Origin of the sequence: Uliginosibacterium sp. H1, from assembly GCF_036017065.1 — a bacterium.
Classification (GTDB): Bacteria; Pseudomonadota; Gammaproteobacteria; order Burkholderiales; family Rhodocyclaceae; genus Uliginosibacterium.
On sequence record NZ_JAYXHR010000001.1, the window covers coordinates 1,499,088 to 1,515,119 of the forward strand.

Here is a 16,032-nt window from a genome sequence, read left to right on the forward strand (position 1 = left end):
CAACAAAGAACACGATTTCCGGAGACGATTCGATGAAACTGACCAAGCTCGCGTTCGGCCTCGTGGCCGCGACGCTGGCGAGCCTCACGCTCGCCGCCAACCGCCCGGCTGGCTACACGACCATCTGCAGCGAGAACAAGACCTGCTCGGTGGCGGCCAACACCAACGTGGCCTTCGGCCGCGCCGACCGCTTCTTCTACAAGGTGCTGAGCGGCAGCTTCGTCTGCAACCAGGCGAGCTTCGGCGGACGTATCGCAGGGGGCGTCAATGAGTGCTCCGTGCCCTCGTCCAGCGGCGGCGGCAGCTCTTCGTCGTCCAGCTCTTCTTCCAGCTCGTCATCGTCGAGTTCGTCGAGCAGTTCTTCCACGAGTTCGTCGTCCACCAGTTCGTCGTCCACCTCATCGAGCTCTTCCAGCTCGTCGAGTTCGTCGTCCACATCGTCGAGCAGCGGCACTGGTTCTTCCAGCTCGTCGTCCAGCTCCAGCGGCGGTGCTGCCTACGGTGCGGTCACCAACCAGTACGTGTATCGCAACATCACCACCAGCAACGCGCTGTATCGCGACTCCGCCCACTTCCGCGTGTACTACGGCGGCAGCGGTCGCGATGCCGCCGGCGTGCTGGGCCACCACACCGACGCGCAGGTCACCCAGGTGCTGGACTACCTGGAGGCCGCCTACGACTACTGGATCGTGCAGCGCGGCTTCCGCTCGCCGGGCCGTCCGGTGAACGGGCGCCCCGGCGGCCCGTTCAAGATGAACGTGTATGCGACGGTGGACCTCAACGCCGGCGGCGCGATGGGCTACGACGGCAACGCCGGCCTGCCCTACCTGGTGGTGCACACCAACCAGATGAGCGCGCCGAACGTGTACGTGCACGAGTTCGGCCACTGCATCACCCTGTCGGAGTACCTGTGGGTGGACAAGGCCAACACCGGCGCATGGTGGGAGACGCTCGCACAGTGGCACACCGACACCTTCACCGCCTTCGCGCCGCAGTACGTGACGACGCAGCAGCGCTACGGCCGTGGCGGTGCCAGCACCATCATCAACCTCAACAGCGTCATCGCACAGTCGCGCCTGACCCTGGTGCACGCCGACAACCGCTACGAGGCCTGGCCCTTCTTCAGTTACCTGAGCCACAACCCGGACAACATCGCCGGGCTGGGCGTGAATGCGGTGCGCACCATGTACCGCTCGCACCAGGGCCAGGAGACGCCGCTGCACACGGTGGCCCGCATGAGCTCGACACCGTGGCAACGCGTGGTCGGCCTGTACTGGGCACGCATGGCCTACCTGGACATCGCGCATCCGCTGGCGCAGGCACGCCTGAATGCGAGCATCAACAACGCGTCCTTCCGCGCCAGCGCCTACCGCAACCTGCAGGCCGCCGGCACCGACACGTATCGCGTGATCGCTGCGCGCCAGCCAATGTATGGCGGCGCCAACATCAACCCGCTGACCGTCACCGCCGGCACGGTGAACGTCACGGTGCGCAACCTCGGCAACGGTCTGTCGGGCAGCAACTTCACCGCCACCGTCGCCATCCGCAACACGACCAACGGCGGCGTGCGCTACGTGGCCCTGCCCGGCGGTGTCGGCACCGCCAGCATCGCCAGCGGTGAAGAGGCCACGCTGGTGGTTGCCAGCACGCCGGATGCGCTGCTCACCTACAACGCCTTCGAGAGCAACGCCGATGCGCCCGACCAGCGTGGGCTGAACTATGAAGTAGTGATCATCGGCGCGCGACCGCGCGACCTGTAGGACTGGCTAGCAGAATGATGCTGGCGTCGTTGCAACCGCTTGCCGTACTACTCGTACTGTCTGCGCGGTCGCACCTCGCCAGCACCGTTCCGCTTCGCTCCACTTCATCCTGCTAGCCACTCCGGGAGGCTGCGGAAGATGAACCGAGGCCCCATCCCGCCAGCGCGGGATGGGGCCTCGGCGTTTGCAGCGTGCGGCGCGTGGATCAGCGTGAAGCGATCACCGCGATCGGATCCAGCACCACCTCGTCGCAGTTCGGCCCTTCGCCCGCGCGGTCCAGCACGAGGAAGTCGCTCACGTCGTCCAGTGCCAGCAGCGGGTGATGCCAGGTGCTGGTGGCGTAGTTCACGCCCTGCCCCGGCTGTGCGAGGAAGCAGCGCAGCTCACGCGCCGTCGGCGGCTCGCCGGGCGGCGCTACCACCACCAGGTACGGCAGGCCGGACAAGGGCACGAAGGCCTGCGACCCGCGCGGGTGACGTTCCATCATCACCACGAAGAACGGCAGCGCGCGCGGAAGGCCGCGGAAGATGCTGACGATGACGCGACCACCCTCGCCCGGGTCCAGCGTGGCGAGGTCGTGGAAGCGCTCGGTGTTGCCGGCATTGATCGGGAAGTGACGCACCGCGTCGCTCGCCTCGATGACGTCACCGAAAGGCGCGAAGGCCTCGCGGGTCAGCGGCTCGACCGTGAGCGTCAGCGCCGTGTCCACCTGGGTGCTCATGCGCTGGCTACCTTGCCCCACAGGCGCAGGCGGCTGACGCCGCCGTCGGGGAAGACATTGAAGCGCACGTGCGTCACCGGCCCCAGCGCGGCGGACGGTGCGAAGGTATGCACCGCGTCCATCTGCAGCTTCTGCGGGCCCAGCAGCTCCTGCCAGAACATGCTCTGGGTGATCAGCGACTGGTCGGTGCCACCCAGCATGCGCGCAGCCTGCAGCGAGCACGCATCGGGGAAATTGCCCTTGAAGAAGGCGGTGTCGACTTCCACCTTCTCGATGATGCCCGGCGCGGCCAGCGCGACGATGCACCAGTCGTTGCCGGGTTCGCGGCGGCGGCGGGTCTCCCAGCCATCGCCCATGTTCACGCCACGGCCCGGCAGCAGCAGGGATGAGGCCAGGCCGAAGTGTTCGTTGTTGGCCGCCACGATGTAGGCGCCGTTGATCGAGGCCGCGAGGTCCAGCTCTGCCCCGCCGATGGCCCAGTCGCCGCTCGGGCGACCATAGACCCGCAGGCGGGCGACGCCACCGTCCGGGTAGATCGACAGGCGCACGTGGGTCCACGTGTCGGTGCTGTGCAGCGCATGGTAGTGATGGCTGTTGCCCTTCAGGGAGACGGTGCCCAGCAGCGAGGTCCAGCGCGTGCTGGCATCCGGCTCGCCATTCGTGACGTGGCAGGCCTCCAGCGACGCGCCGGGCGGGTAGTTGCCGGTGAAGTGGCGGGTGTCGATGTCCACGCCTACCAGGCGGCCGGGGCGCGCCAGGCGGATCACGCACCAGTCGTTGCCGGGCCCGCGCTTGCGACGGCTCTCCCAGCCATCCATCCACTTGCCGTGGTCGTCGTACTTGCCGGGGATGAACACCGGCTCTTCCGGCGCCAGCATGCGATCGCGCGGGGCGAAGAATTCGTCGCTGGCTGCGACTGCCTGCGCACCCAGGCGCGGGTCGGCGAGGTTGGTATAGCGACGGGTGAAATCGGGTGCATCGGGATCGAGAGCGACGACGGCCATGAAGTGAGTCCTTGTGTTGCCTGAATGTGTTGCTGGATGGCGGCGGGGCGGGTGGCGTACCTGGTGGCGTAGCTTGGCGTACCTGCAAGGCCCTGGAGAAAGCTTAGCGTCTGACTACCGCAGCCGGAGGAATGATCACTATTCCAGTTCTAACTGAATACAGTTTGATGTGGCAAACTGTACCGCAATCTGCGCTGCAGGTCTGCCACGACGCCCGGGATCTTTCGAGACCAACCGCATACACGACATGAAGCGACGCCAACCCATCGCCCCGCTGGATACCGACCCGCCCGCCCCCGGCAAGGCTGACGCCACGCGCCCGGCGACCGCCAAGGCCGGCCCGCGCAAGCGCGACAACGTGGGCGCCGCCGACGCGCGCATCTACGACGCGATCTTCCAGGCCGTGATGCTCCACCGCCTGAAGCCAGGCATGAAACTGCCCGAGCCGCAGTTGTGCGAGTTGTTCGGGGTGAGCCGCACGCTGGTGCGCAAGGCCCTGCAGCGCCTGGCCGGCGATCACATCGTGGACCTGCGCCCCAACCGTGGCGCAGTGGTGGCCTCGCCCACGCCGGAGGAGACGCGCGAGATCTTCGCTGCACGCCGCGCCATCGAGGCGGCCATCATGCCGCTGGTGATCGCCAACGCCACGCCCGCCAGCCTCCGCGCGCTGCGCGAGGCCATGGCGGCCGAGCACGAAGCCTTGCACCAGCCCTCGCAACGCGAGTGGGCGCAGCGGGCCGGCGGCTTCCACACGCTGCTCGCCGAGCAGGGCGGCAACCGCGTGCTGGCGGCCTTCCTCACACAACTGATGTCGCGCTGCTCGCTGATCGTCGCGCTGTACGAAGCCCCCGGCGATGCGCTGTGCGAACACGAGGAACACGCCGAACTGGTGGAACGCATCGCCGCCGGCGACGTATCCGGCGCCATCGCCCTGATGGACGCCCACCTGCACGCACTGGAAGCCCGCATCCGCCTGCCCAGGCCGGAAGAGGCCCCGGACCTGGCGGCCCTGCTCGGCCTCGGCAGCTGACGCTCGCCGGGCTGCACGCGATCTGTATACAGTAAGTTGCTGACGGCCTATCCGGCCGATCAGCCACGTTTCTGCACGCCCCCTGCACGTTCCCGCCCTGCCGCCCAGGCGTCGCTCCACCCCTGTAGTTCAAGCCTTTGCGACCCGACTCCACTCCTGGCAGCGCGCACCAAGCTCGCGCCGCGTTTTCATGATCCGTGCCCAGGCACAGTGCGTGGCGCGCCATCCGCGTCCCGACGGTTTCACGCAAGTCATTGATTCAACGTAATACAGGTCAAAGCCGCGAGGTGGACCGGATGTTGCGTGTATACACTTATGAAACGTAACGGATACGTTTCAGAGTTCACCGCATACAATCGACCCGGAGCACTGACATGGACCGTCGCAGTTTCCTGCTTTCCTCGCTGGCCGCCGGTGGCGCGCTGGCCCTGCCCTCGCTGGCCCAGGCCAGCACCACCTACAGCGCCAGCAACCCCTTGAAAATCGGTTTCTGCTATCCCGGCCCGATCGGCGACGTGGGCTGGACCTTCCAGCACGAGCTGGGCCGCCGCCTGGTCGACAAGACCTTCGGCAACCGCGTGAAGACGATGTACATCGAGAACGTGCCGGAGACGGCCGACGCCGAGCGGGTGATCCGCCAGTTCATCCAGCAGGGCTGCAACATGGTGTTCACCACGTCTTTCGGCTTCATGGAGCCGACACTGCGCGTGGCGAAGCTGTTCCCCAAGGTCACCTTCGAGCACGCCACCGGCTACAAGACCGCGCCCAACATGGGCATCTACCAGACGCGCTTCTACGAAGGCGCCTACCTGCTCGGCATCCTCGCCGGCAAGATGACGAAGACGAACACGCTGGGCTTCGTCGCCTCGGTACCGATCCCGGAAGTACTGCGCAACATCAACGCCTTCACGCTCGGCGCACGCAGCGTCAATCCGAAAATCCAGACCAAGGTGATCTGGGTGTACTCCTGGTACGACCCGGGCCGCGAACGTGAAGCGGCCGAAACGCTGGTCGCCCAGGGCGCCGACGTGATGTACCAGAACACCGATTCGCCGGCGATCGTGCAGGTGGCGCAGGACAAGGGCCTGTTCGCCTTCGGCCAGGATTCCGACATGCTGAAGTACGGCCCGAAGTCGCACCTCTCCGCCAACACCGTGAACTGGGGCGTGTACTACGTGAAGAAGGTGCAGGAAGTGCTGGACGGAAAGTGGGAGCAGGAAGACACCAAGTGGGGCATGAAGGAGGGAATGATCGAACTGTCCCCGCTCAACGCCGCAGTGCCTGCCGACGTGGCGAAGCTCTTCAACCAGAAGAAGGCAGACATCGTGGCCGGCAAGTTCAACCCCTTCAGCGGCGAGATCCGCGACAACGAAGGCAAGGTGCGCGTGGCCGCCGGCCAGGTGTTGCCCGAGTCCGAACTGTGGTCGCTGAAGTGGTATGCCGAAGGGGTGCAGGGCAAGGTGCCGAGCTAGTCCACCGCGTCTGCCGAAGGGCGGTAGGTTGGGTTGAGCGCAGCGAAGCCCAACACGAACTCGCGAAATCAGGACTCCGCAGCAGAGGCCGCTGTTGGGCTTGCTTCGACATGCTCAGCACAAGTCGCGTTGCTCAACCCAACCTACCGCGCTGAAAAACGCGCCGTCATTCCCGCACAGCGGCAGTGACGGCCAGTCAGGGACGGAACCAACGAATCATGGACATCGATTTCTCAAGCATCACCGAGTACCAGCGCTACAAGCTGATGGCGAGCCTCATCGTGCCGCGGCCCATCGCACTGGTGACCACTATCGGCGAGGACGGCACCATCAATGCCGCGCCCTTCAGCATGTTCAACATGCTGGGCGAAGAGCCACCGCTGGTGATGGTCAGCATCAACCGCGACAAAAGCGGAAAGCTGAAGGACACCGCGCGCAACATCCTCGCCAACGGCGAATTCGTCGTACACCTGGCCGACGAGGACATCGCCGAGCGCATGCACCGTTGCGGCGAGCGCCTGCCGGCGGACATGAGCGAACTGGACCACGTCGGCCTGACGCACTCGCCCTCGCGCGGTGTGCGCCCGCCACGCATCGTCGAAGCGCCCGTGGCCTTCGAATGCAGGCTGTGGGAAAAGCTGGAGACGCCCAGCCGCCACATCTTCATCGGCCAGGTGCTGTGGCTGCATGCGCGTGAAGGCCTGGTCGACACCGAGAAATGGCGCGTGCGACTGCAGGACTACTTCCCGGTCGGCCGCTTCGGCGCCAGCTTCTACACCACCACGCGCGACCGCTTCGCGATCAATGCCGATGGCGGCGAGAGCAGCGCGGACCGCAGCACCACCATCGACGAGATCTGACGGGAGCACACCATGAGCACGTCTGCGAGCACGCCCACGAACACTTCTCCGCGTCCCTCCACCCACGACGTCGACGAGCACTACATGCGCCTGGCCATCGACGCCTCGCGCGCGGCCGTCGCCGAGGGCAACTTTCCCTATGGCGCCACGCTGGTCAGCGCGGACGGCAAGACGGTTCACGTCTCGCGCAACAGCCAGGTGACTACGCAGGACTGCACCGGCCACGCCGAAGTGGTGCTGGTGCGCGAGGCTGCGCAGGCGCACGGCCCGGCAGTACTGCAAGGCGCAACCGTCTATGCCAGTGGCGAACCCTGCGCCATGTGCAGTGGCGCCATGTTCTGGGGCGGGGTATCGCGCGTGGTGTACGCCATGTCCGCGACCACCATCAATGAACTGGGCGGACCGCCCTGGATGAAGAGCCGCATCCATGACGTGCTGGCCGATGCTTCGCGCCCGATGACGATCGAAGGCCCGATCCTGGAAGAGGAGGCGACCCGCGTGATGCGCGAGTTCCTCGCACGCTGAGGCGCGGGAGCGGTGAACAGTGAAGGGCTGAAGGGGCTCGATTCATCCCCGGCTGCACGGCGCGGGGAACGCTCTTGGTAAGATCGCGTCTCAGACGACTCTGTCGCATCTGCCAGGAGGTTCCCGATGTCCCTGTCCCGTCGTCCGTCCCGATTCACGCTCTCCACGTTCTCCGCCTGTACGCTGGCGCTGCTGCTGGCAGCGCCCGTGGCCCGCGCCCAGGTCCCGCCACCGCAGGTACCTACCCTCGACCTCTCCGAAGAAGCCAGCCGCACCGTCTCCAACGACATGGCAGCGGCACAGGCCTACGTGGAGATGAGCGACCGCGATCCGGCCGCGCTGGCGCGCAAGGTCAACCAGCGCAGCACCGAAGTGCTGGCGCTGCTGAAACCCTACAGCCAGGTCAAGGTTCAGTCGGCCGGCATTTCCACCTACCCCGTGTATGCGCGCAATGGCGGCCAGATCGAAAGCTGGCGCATGCGCAATACGCTGAGCCTGGAGTCGCGTGACATCGCCGCGCTGTCCGAAGCAGTCGGCAAGCTGCAGGCACTGGCCGCCGTCGACCAGCTGCAGTTGCGCCCCTCTCCCGAGACCTTCCGCAAGGCCCGCGACGAGGCGATGGTCGATGCCCTGAAAGCCGTCGAAGCCCGCGCAGCGATCGCCGGCAATGCGCTGGGCAAGAAGGTGCGCCTGCGCAGTGTCAGCATCGGTGACAGCGGCGGCCGTCCGCCTGTCATGTACCGCCGCGCGCCGATGGCCATGGCTGCGGCCGAAGCGGCGCCTGCCCCCATCGAGGCCGGCGAGACGCAGGTGAGCGTCACCGTCAGCGGCAGCTTCGAACTGCAGTAGAGAAAGGGACGGCTTGATCGCACTCATCCAGCGTGTGCGCCACGCCAGTGTCAGCGTGGCGGGCGAAGAGATCGGCCGCATCGGCCCGGGGCTGCTGGCCTTCGTCGGCGTGCAGCGCGAGGACGACGAAGCGCGCGGCAAGCGCCTGCTGGAGCGTGTGCTGACCTACCGCGTCTTCGGTGACGATGCCGGCCGCATGAACCGTTCGCTGCGCGACACCGGCGGCGGGCTGCTGCTGGTGTCGCAGTTCACCCTTGCGGCCGACACCCGCAGCGGCACGCGGGCAAGCTTCACGCCCGCGGCCGAACCGGCACGGGCGCAAGCCCTCTTCGACCAGTTCGTGACCCAGGCGCGTGCCGCGCACGCGGACGTTGCCTGTGGGCGCTTCGGCGCAGACATGCAGGTCAGCCTGCTGAACGACGGGCCGGTCACCTTCTGGCTGGAAGCCTGATGGCGCGCCCGCCGTTCAGTCGTGTCGCCGCGCTGGCGTTCGTCTTCCTGTTGTCCGCATGCGGCACCGCGCCGAAAACCTCCACCCCCTCCAGCCCGGCGCCGGGCGTGCGGCTGGACAGCTTCCGCCTGCACGATACGGCGGACGCCAACGAGATCGTGCTGTACGCGCTCGGCTTGCTGGACACCGGCTACCAGTTCGGTGGCCGCAACCCGGAGGCCGGGCTGGATTGCAGCGGCATGGTGAGCTACGTGGTCGAGCAGGTGACGAAACGCCGCCTGCCGCACAACGCCGCGCAGATCGCGTCGCTGACGCGCACCATCCAGCGCAACGAGCTGCGCCCGGCCGACCTGGTGTTCTTCAACACCAGTGGCAAGCCCTATTCGCACATGGGGATCTATCTCGGCGACGGCAAGTTCGTGCATGCGCCATCCACGCGCGGCAAGGTGCGCGTGGAACGCATCGACATGGCCTACTGGAACAGCCGCTTCACCGGCGCACGCAGCCTGTTCTGAGCGCTCCGCGCGCCGTTGCTTCAGGCGAACATCGCGTCGTAGCGTCGCTGCATCTCTTCCGGCGTCACCCGCTCGATCTCGTGGCCGATCATCCACTCGTGGCCGAAGGGGTCGCGGATCTTGCACGAGCGTTCGCCGTAGAACTCGTCGGTGGGCGGCCGCAGCATCACCGCGCCCGCGGCGACTGCGCGCGCCGCCAGCGCATCGGCGTCATCGACGTGCAGGTGGATGGACGAGGCCACGCCGCCCACCGACGGCGGCGCGAGGCAGGAGAACTCCGGGTACTCGTCGCTGAGCATCAATACCGACGGCCCGATGTCCAGCTCGGCATGCCCGATCCGTCCGCCGGGTTCGACCAGGCGGAAGCGCTCGCGCGCACCGAAGACCTGGATGTAGAAATCGATGGCCGCCGCTGCGTCATGCACGCGCAGGTAGGGAAACACTTCCTTGATGCGGGGCGCACCGGATGGTGCAGCTTGCGATTCAGACATGGCAGACACTCCTCCGTGGAAGGCTTGCCTGCAGGTTAGCCGCCGGGACGCCGGTGGTCTTGGAAAATTTTCCCGCCCTGCCGCCCCGCTCCGTGCGCCCCCTGCCCGCCGGGCGACGTTCCCTGTTCAGGCAGTGTCCTCCGCGATACTGGTGCTGCCGGGATAGTGGCTGGCGGCGAGGAACTCGCGCGGCGTCAGCCCGCTGAAGGCGCGGAACTCCATGTTCATGTGCGACTGGTCGTAGTACCCCGCAGCCAGCGCCAGCTCCGCCAGGGACAGCGGCTTGCCGCCTTGCGACGCGGGCAGCGGGTCCCGCAGGCGCTCCAGCAGGTAGCGGAAGCGCAGCAGGCGTGCGTAGTGTTTCGGCGACACGCCTACGTGATGGCGGAAGGCCGCCTGCAGGGCATTGCGCGAATATCCCGCCTGTTCGCGCAACGCCTCGATGCCGTTGCCGCCATGCCCCGCCTCCATCTGCGCCAGCATCCAGCGCAGACCGGCATCGACGGACGCGGCGGCCTGCAGGCGCCCTGCCAGCCAGCGGGCGGCAAGGCGGATTCTCGTCTCCGCATCCGGCGCATCCTGGCAACGCTCGCCCAGCATGGCCGCTGCATCCCGCAGCACGTCGTCCAGGTCGAGGGTCAGGTCGGTGGCTTCGTGAAGCGGGTGGGCCAGTACCGCCTGCGCCGCCAGCGGCCGCAGGCGCAGACCCAGCACGCAGACACGCGAGGAAGGTGCCTGCACCACGAAGGCCCGGCTGTGCACGCCGGTCACGCAACTGCGGGGCGTCACCACGCTGCGTTCGCCGACGATGTCCTGGTAACGCCCTTCGAATTGCAGGATCAGTTCCACCGTGCCGCCCGGAAACACCCGCTCGCGCGCCTGCGCCAGGCAGCCGTCGAAGTGCCAGATCAGTTCGACCGCGCCAGCAAGTGGCGAGGCCGGCGGCGGCACCCACCAGGCGCTGTTCCAGCGGCCTTGGGCGGTGTCGATCTCGCTATGGACGATCGGGGATTGAAGGATCGGACACGATGCCACCACGGCCCTCCGGCACACAGACGAACGATGCCGCCCATGCTACGCCGGTCGCCACGGCTGCAGCTCAGGCGCGCTGGGCCTCGTTGCGCAACTGGGTGGCCGCCACACGGTTGCGGCCACCGTCCTTGGCCAGGCGCAGGCTCTGCTCGGAACGCCGCACCAGGGTGTCGGCATCGCTCACGTGGCCGTCGCGGCTGGCTGCGCCCACGCTCAGCGTGACCTGCACGTGGAGCATGCCGGAGACGATCTCGGCGCGTTCCACCGCTTGCCGCACCCGTTCGCCACAGGCCACGGCGGCCTCCAGCGGCGTGTCCGGGCAAACGACGAGGAATTCGTCACCACCGCTGCGCGCGATGATGTCCTGACTGCGGATGGCCTGGCGCATCGCCACAGATATCTGGCGCAACACCGAGTCACCGACCTCGTTGCCGTAGGTGTCATTGACCTTGCGGAACTGGTCCACGTCGATGACCAGGCAGGAGATGGGACGCTGCGTGCGGGTGGAGGCGCTCCACTCCTGCTGCAGGCGTTCGGCGATGAAACGACGATTGGGGAAACCGGTCAGCGCATCCAGCAGCGCGACTTCCTGCAGGCGCCGGTTGGTCACCGCCAGTTCGGCCGCGAAGTGACGGATCTCCTCGCGATCGTTCTCGATCTCGCGCTGCAGGGCGGACACGCGCTGGCCGGCGCGGATGCGGGCAATCAGCAGCTTGGCGCTGATCGGCCTGCCCAGCAGGTCATCGACCCCTGCTTCGAGCGCGGCCACCTGCGCACTTTCGTCGGCGCGCTCGGCCGTCGCCAGCACGTAGATGTGGCGGCCGATGCGGGTCTGGCGCAAGGTGCGTACGAGTTCTTCACCGCTCATGCCAGGCAGCGCCCAGTCGACGACCAGGATGTCCGGCTGAAAGTCCAGCGCAGCTTCGGCGGCCAGGTGGCCATCGCGCGCCTCGGCGACGTCGAAGCCAGCCTCCAGCAATACATGCATGACCTGGCGGCGCACGCCCTCGTCGTGCTCCGCCACCAGCACGCGCAAGCGCGAGCCGGCGGGCTGTTCCAGCGGGCCGGCGGCGCGGAAGGCGGCGCGGATCTGGGCGTCGTCCCGTGCTGGGGTTTCCACGTGCACGACGGCAGGCACTTCATTGGCGTCGAGCCCCAGCCCGTCCGGCAAGCCATCGGCATCCTCGGCGGCGGCATCTTCCTCGTCCTGCGAGGCCTGGCTCAGGTGGGTGAAGGGCGGCATCTTCTGCGCGTGGATGTTGAGCAAGGCGCCCCACTCCACCCATTCCCCGGCCACGTGGTCGCAGAGGGTGACCATCTGCGGCTCGTCGAAGGACAGGCGGGAGCCCTGAATCAACAGGCGCTTCATGTGCGCCGGCCGTTGCGCATCCGGCGCCACGCACAGCTCGCCGAGCTGGCGCGCGGTCGCCAGCGACTGGGTGATGACGTATTCGCGCGAACCTTCGGGCGCAGCGATCGTTGCCGGGTCCTCGTACTGGAACACGGCATCGGTAAACAGTTTGGGCAGGCCCCAGTCGGCCAGCATCGCCGAGCCCAGCTCGGCATGGCTCATGGCGAAGGCGCGGCGCTCGGCCTGCATCATCGCCAGCGGACCATCGCGTCCGTTCTGCTCGATGAGCTTCGAGTACTCCTGCGGATGCAGGGTCGCCAGCGCCAGTTCGCCCACCCGGGCCAGCAGGCCCAGGCAGTAGCTCTCGTCGGCGGCCGCCACCCGGGTACGCAAGGCCAGGGCCTGGCTGGTGACCGCCATGGCCAGCGACACCGACCAGAAGCGGCCATAGTCGAAGGCATCGCAGGCACCGGCGCGGTAATTGGTGAGCAGGGAAAAACCCAGCGCCATGGCGCGCACCGCAGGCAGGCCCAGCACGGTGAGGGCATCCTGCACCGAGGCGATGGGACGGCGGCCGTAGCCGATGACGCCGTTGGCGGCCTTGATGAGGCGGCCGACGAAAGCGGGGTCCGTGCGGATGACGCGGGCCAGTTCGGCCATGGAGACATCGTCATGCTGCGTCAGACGCATGATGGCCAGCGCGACGCCCTTGGGCGAAGGCAGATCGCCGGAGGTCTTGAGTTGTTCGAACTGGCTGAGGTCAATCGGCATGCTGCAACTCCGTGCGGGCCGGTCAGTGCCTATTGGGATTCGTTGGGGGGACACTGCCGGACCATCACCGGAAATTACGGATCGCCACGGGGGTAGCTTTAAGGCCAGGCGCGGTTAAACCGCCGTCGCAGGGGTGGAAACGCCGCTCGGAGCGGCATCCTTCCTCGCTTAATCAAAGGCTTAGCATCCGCCTGGCAAACCGGCACGAATCACTGCCCATGCGGGCAAATGGGCCCGTGGGCGTGCGATCAGGCCTTGTCCGTATGGGCGCGGGATCATTGCGGCCGCCATAATGCGGCCGCCCGTCCGGATCAGCGGTGGGCCCATGCCCACATGCCGTCAAGGCAGCCAGGGTCCGCGCAGCGTACGCGGGCCGCCTCAGGAGAACCAACTTGAAGCTCTTCTTGCAGTTGGCCCAGGCCATCGACCGGCTTACCCGCGTCTTTGGCTACGTGGCCGCCGCCCTGGTCATGCTCGCCTGCGTGGTCAGCGCGGGCAACGCCATGAGCCGCTACCTTTTTTCCATCAGTTCCAACGCCTGGCTCGAAGTCCAGTGGCACATGTTCGCCGGCATCGTGATGCTGGGCGCCGCGTGGACGCTGCGCCAGAACGAGCACGTGCGGGTGGACGTCTTCTACGGTCGCCTGGGGCCGCGTACCAAGGCCTGGGTGGACCTGCTGGGCCTGCTGGTCTTCCTGATGCCGGCCATGGTCCTGCTGCTCGAAATGAGCTGGCCCTACTTCGTGAATTCCTGGATCTCGCAGGAGACCCAGAACCCGGCCGGCGGCCTGAAGGTGTGGCCGGCGCGGCTGATGCTGCCGGTGGGCTTCGGCCTCGTCACCCTGCAGGGCATCTCGGAGATCATCAAGCGCATCGCCTACCTGCGCGGCGACATCGAGATGGATACCCACTACGAAAGGCCGCTGCAATGACCCTGCTCGAGTGGATGCCGCCGCTGATGTTCAGCGGCCTCGTGCTCTTCATGCTGCTGGGTTTCCCGGTGGCGTTCTCTCTGGCGGCGCTGGGGCTCGCCTCCGCCGCACTCAGCATCTACATGGGCTTCTTCCCGCCCGAGTTCATGCAGAGCCTGCCGCTGCGGGTGTTCGGCATCCTGTCGAACGACCTGCTGCTGGCGATCCCCTTCTTCACCTTCATGGGGGCGATCCTCGAACGCTGCGGGCTGGCGGAGGATCTCCTGGAAGGCACCGGCCAGCTGTTCGGCGGCGTGCCGGGCGGCCTGGCTTACGCGGTGATCATCGTGGGCGCGATCCTCGGCGCCATCACCGGCACCGTCGCGGCATCGGTCATCGCCATGGGCATGATTTCGCTGCCGATCATGATGCGCTACGGCTACAACATGCGCATCGCCACCGGGGTGATCGCCGCCTCCGGCACCATCACACAACTCATTCCGCCGTCGCTGGTGCTGGTGGTGCTGGCGGATCAGCTCGGTCGCTCGGTGGGCGACATGTATGCCGGCGCGATCGGCCCGTCCATCCTGCAGACGGCGCTGTTCATGCTGTTCATCTTCATGGTGTCGGTGTTCCGCCCGCAGTACGTGCCGCCGCTGCCGGAGGAGGTGCGCACCCTGCGCGGCTGGCCGCTGTGGCGCCGCGTGCTGTGGGGCATGGTGCCGAGCATCGTGCTCATCTTCCTGGTGCTCGGCACCATCTTCATGGGCGTGGCCACGCCGACCGAAGCCGGCGCGATGGGCGCGGTGGGCGCCATGCTGCTGGCCGCCATGCACAGGCGGCTCACCTGGCCGCTGGTCCGGCAAGGCATGGAGTCGACGATGCGCATCACCGCGATGGTGATCTTCATCCTCATCGGCTCCACCGTGTTCAGTCTGGTGTTCCAGGGCGTGGACGGCGGCCGCTGGATCGAGCACCACCTGTCCAGCCTGCCGGGTGGCACCACCGGCTTCCTGATCGCGGTGAACGTCTTCGTATTCTTCCTGGCGTTCTTCCTCGACTTCTTCGAGATCGCCTTCATCGTCATCCCGTTGCTGGCACCGGTGGCCGACAAGATGGGCATCGACCTCATCTGGTTCGGCGTCCTGCTGTGCGTGAACATGCAGACATCCTTCATGCACCCGCCCTTCGGCTTCGCGCTGTTCTACCTGCGCGGCATCGCACCGAAGGAGGTGAAGAGCAGCGACATCTATCTCGGCGCGCTACCGTGGGTCGGCCTGCAACTGCTGATGGTGGTGATCGTCATCGCCTGGCCGACGCTGGTCACCGCCTTCCTCGACAAGCCGCTGGACATCGACGTGGACAACGTGGAGATCAACCTGCCACCGAGTGACCTGGCACCCGCCGAGCAACCCATGGAATTGAACGCACCGGAAGAGGAATCCTCGCCCGAAGCCACGCCGGGAGCGGAAGGCGCGGTGGCGCCAGAGGGTGGATCGTCCCCCGCCAGTGACGACCCGCTTGAGCGCGCACTCGGCGGCCCGCAACGATGACAGGAAAACGGCCAGCCACCTCGAAGGTCGCTGGCCGTCGTGCGCCGAGCCGACTGGACCAGTAGTTGTCTTACTCGGGCGAGCCGCGCAACTGCCGCAGATGCGCCAGGTCAGCCTCTGCATGCGCGCCACGGCCCAGCAGGGCCAGGCGCTTGATGAGTTCCGACACGCCCTGCAGCACCAGCACCGCGAAGCCCAACGGCACCATGATGCGTGCAGGCCATATCACCAGCCCGTTGGCATGGCCGCCCGGCTGCGTGGCCTGGAAGGCATTGAAGACGACCTCGGAAGACAGCCACAGGATCATCACCGTCATCGGCACCAGGAACAGCAAGGTGCCCACGATATCGATCCAGGCGTGCGTGCGGCTCCCCAGGCGGCTGGCCAGCTCGCCCGGCGCGACCCGTGCGTTGTCGAGCAGGGCATAGCCGGCACACAGGAGGAAGATGGCCGAGAATACGTGCCACTGGACCTCCACCCAGATGTCCGGTGCCGTACCCAGTGCCTCGTGGATCACGGCATTGGTCACGCTGATGATGGTGACCACCAGCACCAGCCAGATGATGGCCATGCCGGCGCGCGCATTGAGCGCGTCGATGGTACGGGACAACTTCAGCAAAGTTCCCATGACCCCTCCTCGTGTGCAGCTTGGCGCAGCCATGACCGGCTGTCTGATTCTTCCGGTGCCTGGACGATGTCCGGCCCCTGTCGTGTGTGTTTCATTATTGGCCGGCAT

General features: G+C 66.9%; 16 protein-coding genes. 10 read left to right on the forward strand and 6 right to left on the reverse strand.

Features of this window, described 5'->3' with window-relative positions; translation table 11 throughout:
* The first annotated feature begins 32 nt into the window (after positions 1–32).
* Positions 33–1,760, forward strand: a complete 1,728-nt coding sequence (locus VVD47_RS06910; protein WP_327602667.1) for a DUF6055 domain-containing protein — start codon at positions 33–35, stop codon at positions 1,758–1,760.
* Positions 1,761–1,965: 205 nt separating this feature from the next.
* Here VVD47_RS06910 and VVD47_RS06915 read toward each other — a convergent pair whose 3' ends face one another.
* Together VVD47_RS06915 and alc are read right to left on the reverse strand one after the other, a co-directional pair.
* Positions 1,966–2,481 carry an ureidoglycolate lyase gene (locus tag VVD47_RS06915; protein ID WP_327602668.1) on the reverse strand — a complete coding sequence of 172 codons (516 nt, stop codon included), beginning with the start codon at positions 2,479–2,481 and terminating at the stop codon, positions 1,966–1,968.
* Positions 2,478–3,485 (reverse strand): allantoicase, encoded by a 1,008-nt coding sequence (alc, locus tag VVD47_RS06920; RefSeq protein WP_327602669.1) that lies wholly within the window; start codon positions 3,483–3,485, stop codon positions 2,478–2,480. Before alc ends, VVD47_RS06915 begins: the two co-directional genes overlap by 4 nt.
* A 247-nt stretch (positions 3,486–3,732) precedes the next feature.
* Between alc and VVD47_RS06925 the strand changes: the two genes are divergently transcribed.
* From VVD47_RS06925 to VVD47_RS06955, 7 genes are all read left to right on the forward strand, one after another.
* On the forward strand, positions 3,733–4,515 hold the full coding sequence (locus VVD47_RS06925; RefSeq protein ID WP_327602670.1) for a GntR family transcriptional regulator: 783 nt from the start codon (positions 3,733–3,735) through the stop codon (positions 4,513–4,515).
* Between the two features lie 374 nt (positions 4,516–4,889).
* Positions 4,890–5,987, forward strand: coding sequence for a BMP family ABC transporter substrate-binding protein (locus VVD47_RS06930; protein WP_327602671.1), 1,098 nt, complete (start codon positions 4,890–4,892; stop codon positions 5,985–5,987).
* Positions 5,988–6,205: 218 nt separating this feature from the next.
* Positions 6,206–6,847: a flavin reductase family protein gene (locus VVD47_RS06935; protein ID WP_327602672.1), complete on the forward strand. Its 642-nt coding sequence runs from the start codon at positions 6,206–6,208 to the stop codon at positions 6,845–6,847.
* Positions 6,848–6,859: 12 nt separating this feature from the next.
* Positions 6,860–7,372 carry a nucleoside deaminase gene (locus tag VVD47_RS06940; RefSeq protein ID WP_327602673.1) on the forward strand — a complete coding sequence of 171 codons (513 nt, stop codon included), beginning with the start codon at positions 6,860–6,862 and terminating at the stop codon, positions 7,370–7,372.
* A 126-nt stretch (positions 7,373–7,498) separates the two neighbouring features.
* Entirely contained in the window at positions 7,499–8,221 is a 723-nt protein-coding gene (locus VVD47_RS06945; protein WP_327602674.1) for an SIMPL domain-containing protein, read from the forward strand.
* 13 nt (positions 8,222–8,234) lie between these two features.
* Entirely contained in the window at positions 8,235–8,672 is a 438-nt protein-coding gene (gene dtd, locus VVD47_RS06950; protein WP_327602675.1) for a D-aminoacyl-tRNA deacylase, read from the forward strand.
* The gene (locus VVD47_RS06955; protein ID WP_327602676.1) at positions 8,672–9,187 is read left to right on the forward strand and encodes a C40 family peptidase; all 516 of its coding nucleotides are present in this window, start codon (positions 8,672–8,674) and stop codon (positions 9,185–9,187) included. Before dtd ends, VVD47_RS06955 begins: the two co-directional genes overlap by 1 nt.
* 20 nt (positions 9,188–9,207) lie before the next feature.
* Here VVD47_RS06955 and VVD47_RS06960 read toward each other — a convergent pair whose 3' ends face one another.
* The 3 genes from VVD47_RS06960 to VVD47_RS06970 all read right to left on the reverse strand — a co-directional run bounded on the left by VVD47_RS06960 (position 9,208) and on the right by VVD47_RS06970 (position 12,832).
* Positions 9,208–9,678 carry a VOC family protein gene (locus VVD47_RS06960; RefSeq protein ID WP_327602677.1) on the reverse strand — a complete coding sequence of 157 codons (471 nt, stop codon included), beginning with the start codon at positions 9,676–9,678 and terminating at the stop codon, positions 9,208–9,210.
* Positions 9,679–9,804: 126 nt separating this feature from the next.
* Positions 9,805–10,716 (reverse strand): helix-turn-helix domain-containing protein, encoded by a 912-nt coding sequence (locus VVD47_RS06965; RefSeq protein WP_327602678.1) that lies wholly within the window; start codon positions 10,714–10,716, stop codon positions 9,805–9,807.
* Positions 10,717–10,777: 61 nt separating this feature from the next.
* Entirely contained in the window at positions 10,778–12,832 is a 2,055-nt protein-coding gene (locus tag VVD47_RS06970; RefSeq protein ID WP_327602679.1) for an HDOD domain-containing protein, read from the reverse strand.
* A 392-nt stretch (positions 12,833–13,224) separates the two neighbouring features.
* On the opposite strand from VVD47_RS06970, the gene VVD47_RS06975 reads away from it, so the two are divergent.
* Both VVD47_RS06975 and VVD47_RS06980 read left to right on the forward strand, forming a co-directional pair.
* Positions 13,225–13,764: a TRAP transporter small permease subunit gene (locus tag VVD47_RS06975; protein ID WP_327602680.1), complete on the forward strand. Its 540-nt coding sequence runs from the start codon at positions 13,225–13,227 to the stop codon at positions 13,762–13,764.
* A complete protein-coding gene (locus VVD47_RS06980) occupies positions 13,761–15,296 on the forward strand; it encodes a TRAP transporter large permease (RefSeq protein ID WP_327602681.1) in 1,536 nt (511 codons plus the stop codon). The genes VVD47_RS06975 and VVD47_RS06980 overlap by 4 nt, the downstream gene beginning before the upstream one ends.
* A 70-nt stretch (positions 15,297–15,366) precedes the next feature.
* Here VVD47_RS06980 and VVD47_RS06985 read toward each other — a convergent pair whose 3' ends face one another.
* Positions 15,367–15,924, reverse strand: coding sequence for a TRAP transporter small permease subunit (locus tag VVD47_RS06985; RefSeq protein WP_327602682.1), 558 nt, complete (start codon positions 15,922–15,924; stop codon positions 15,367–15,369).
* Positions 15,925–16,032 lie beyond the last annotated feature (108 nt).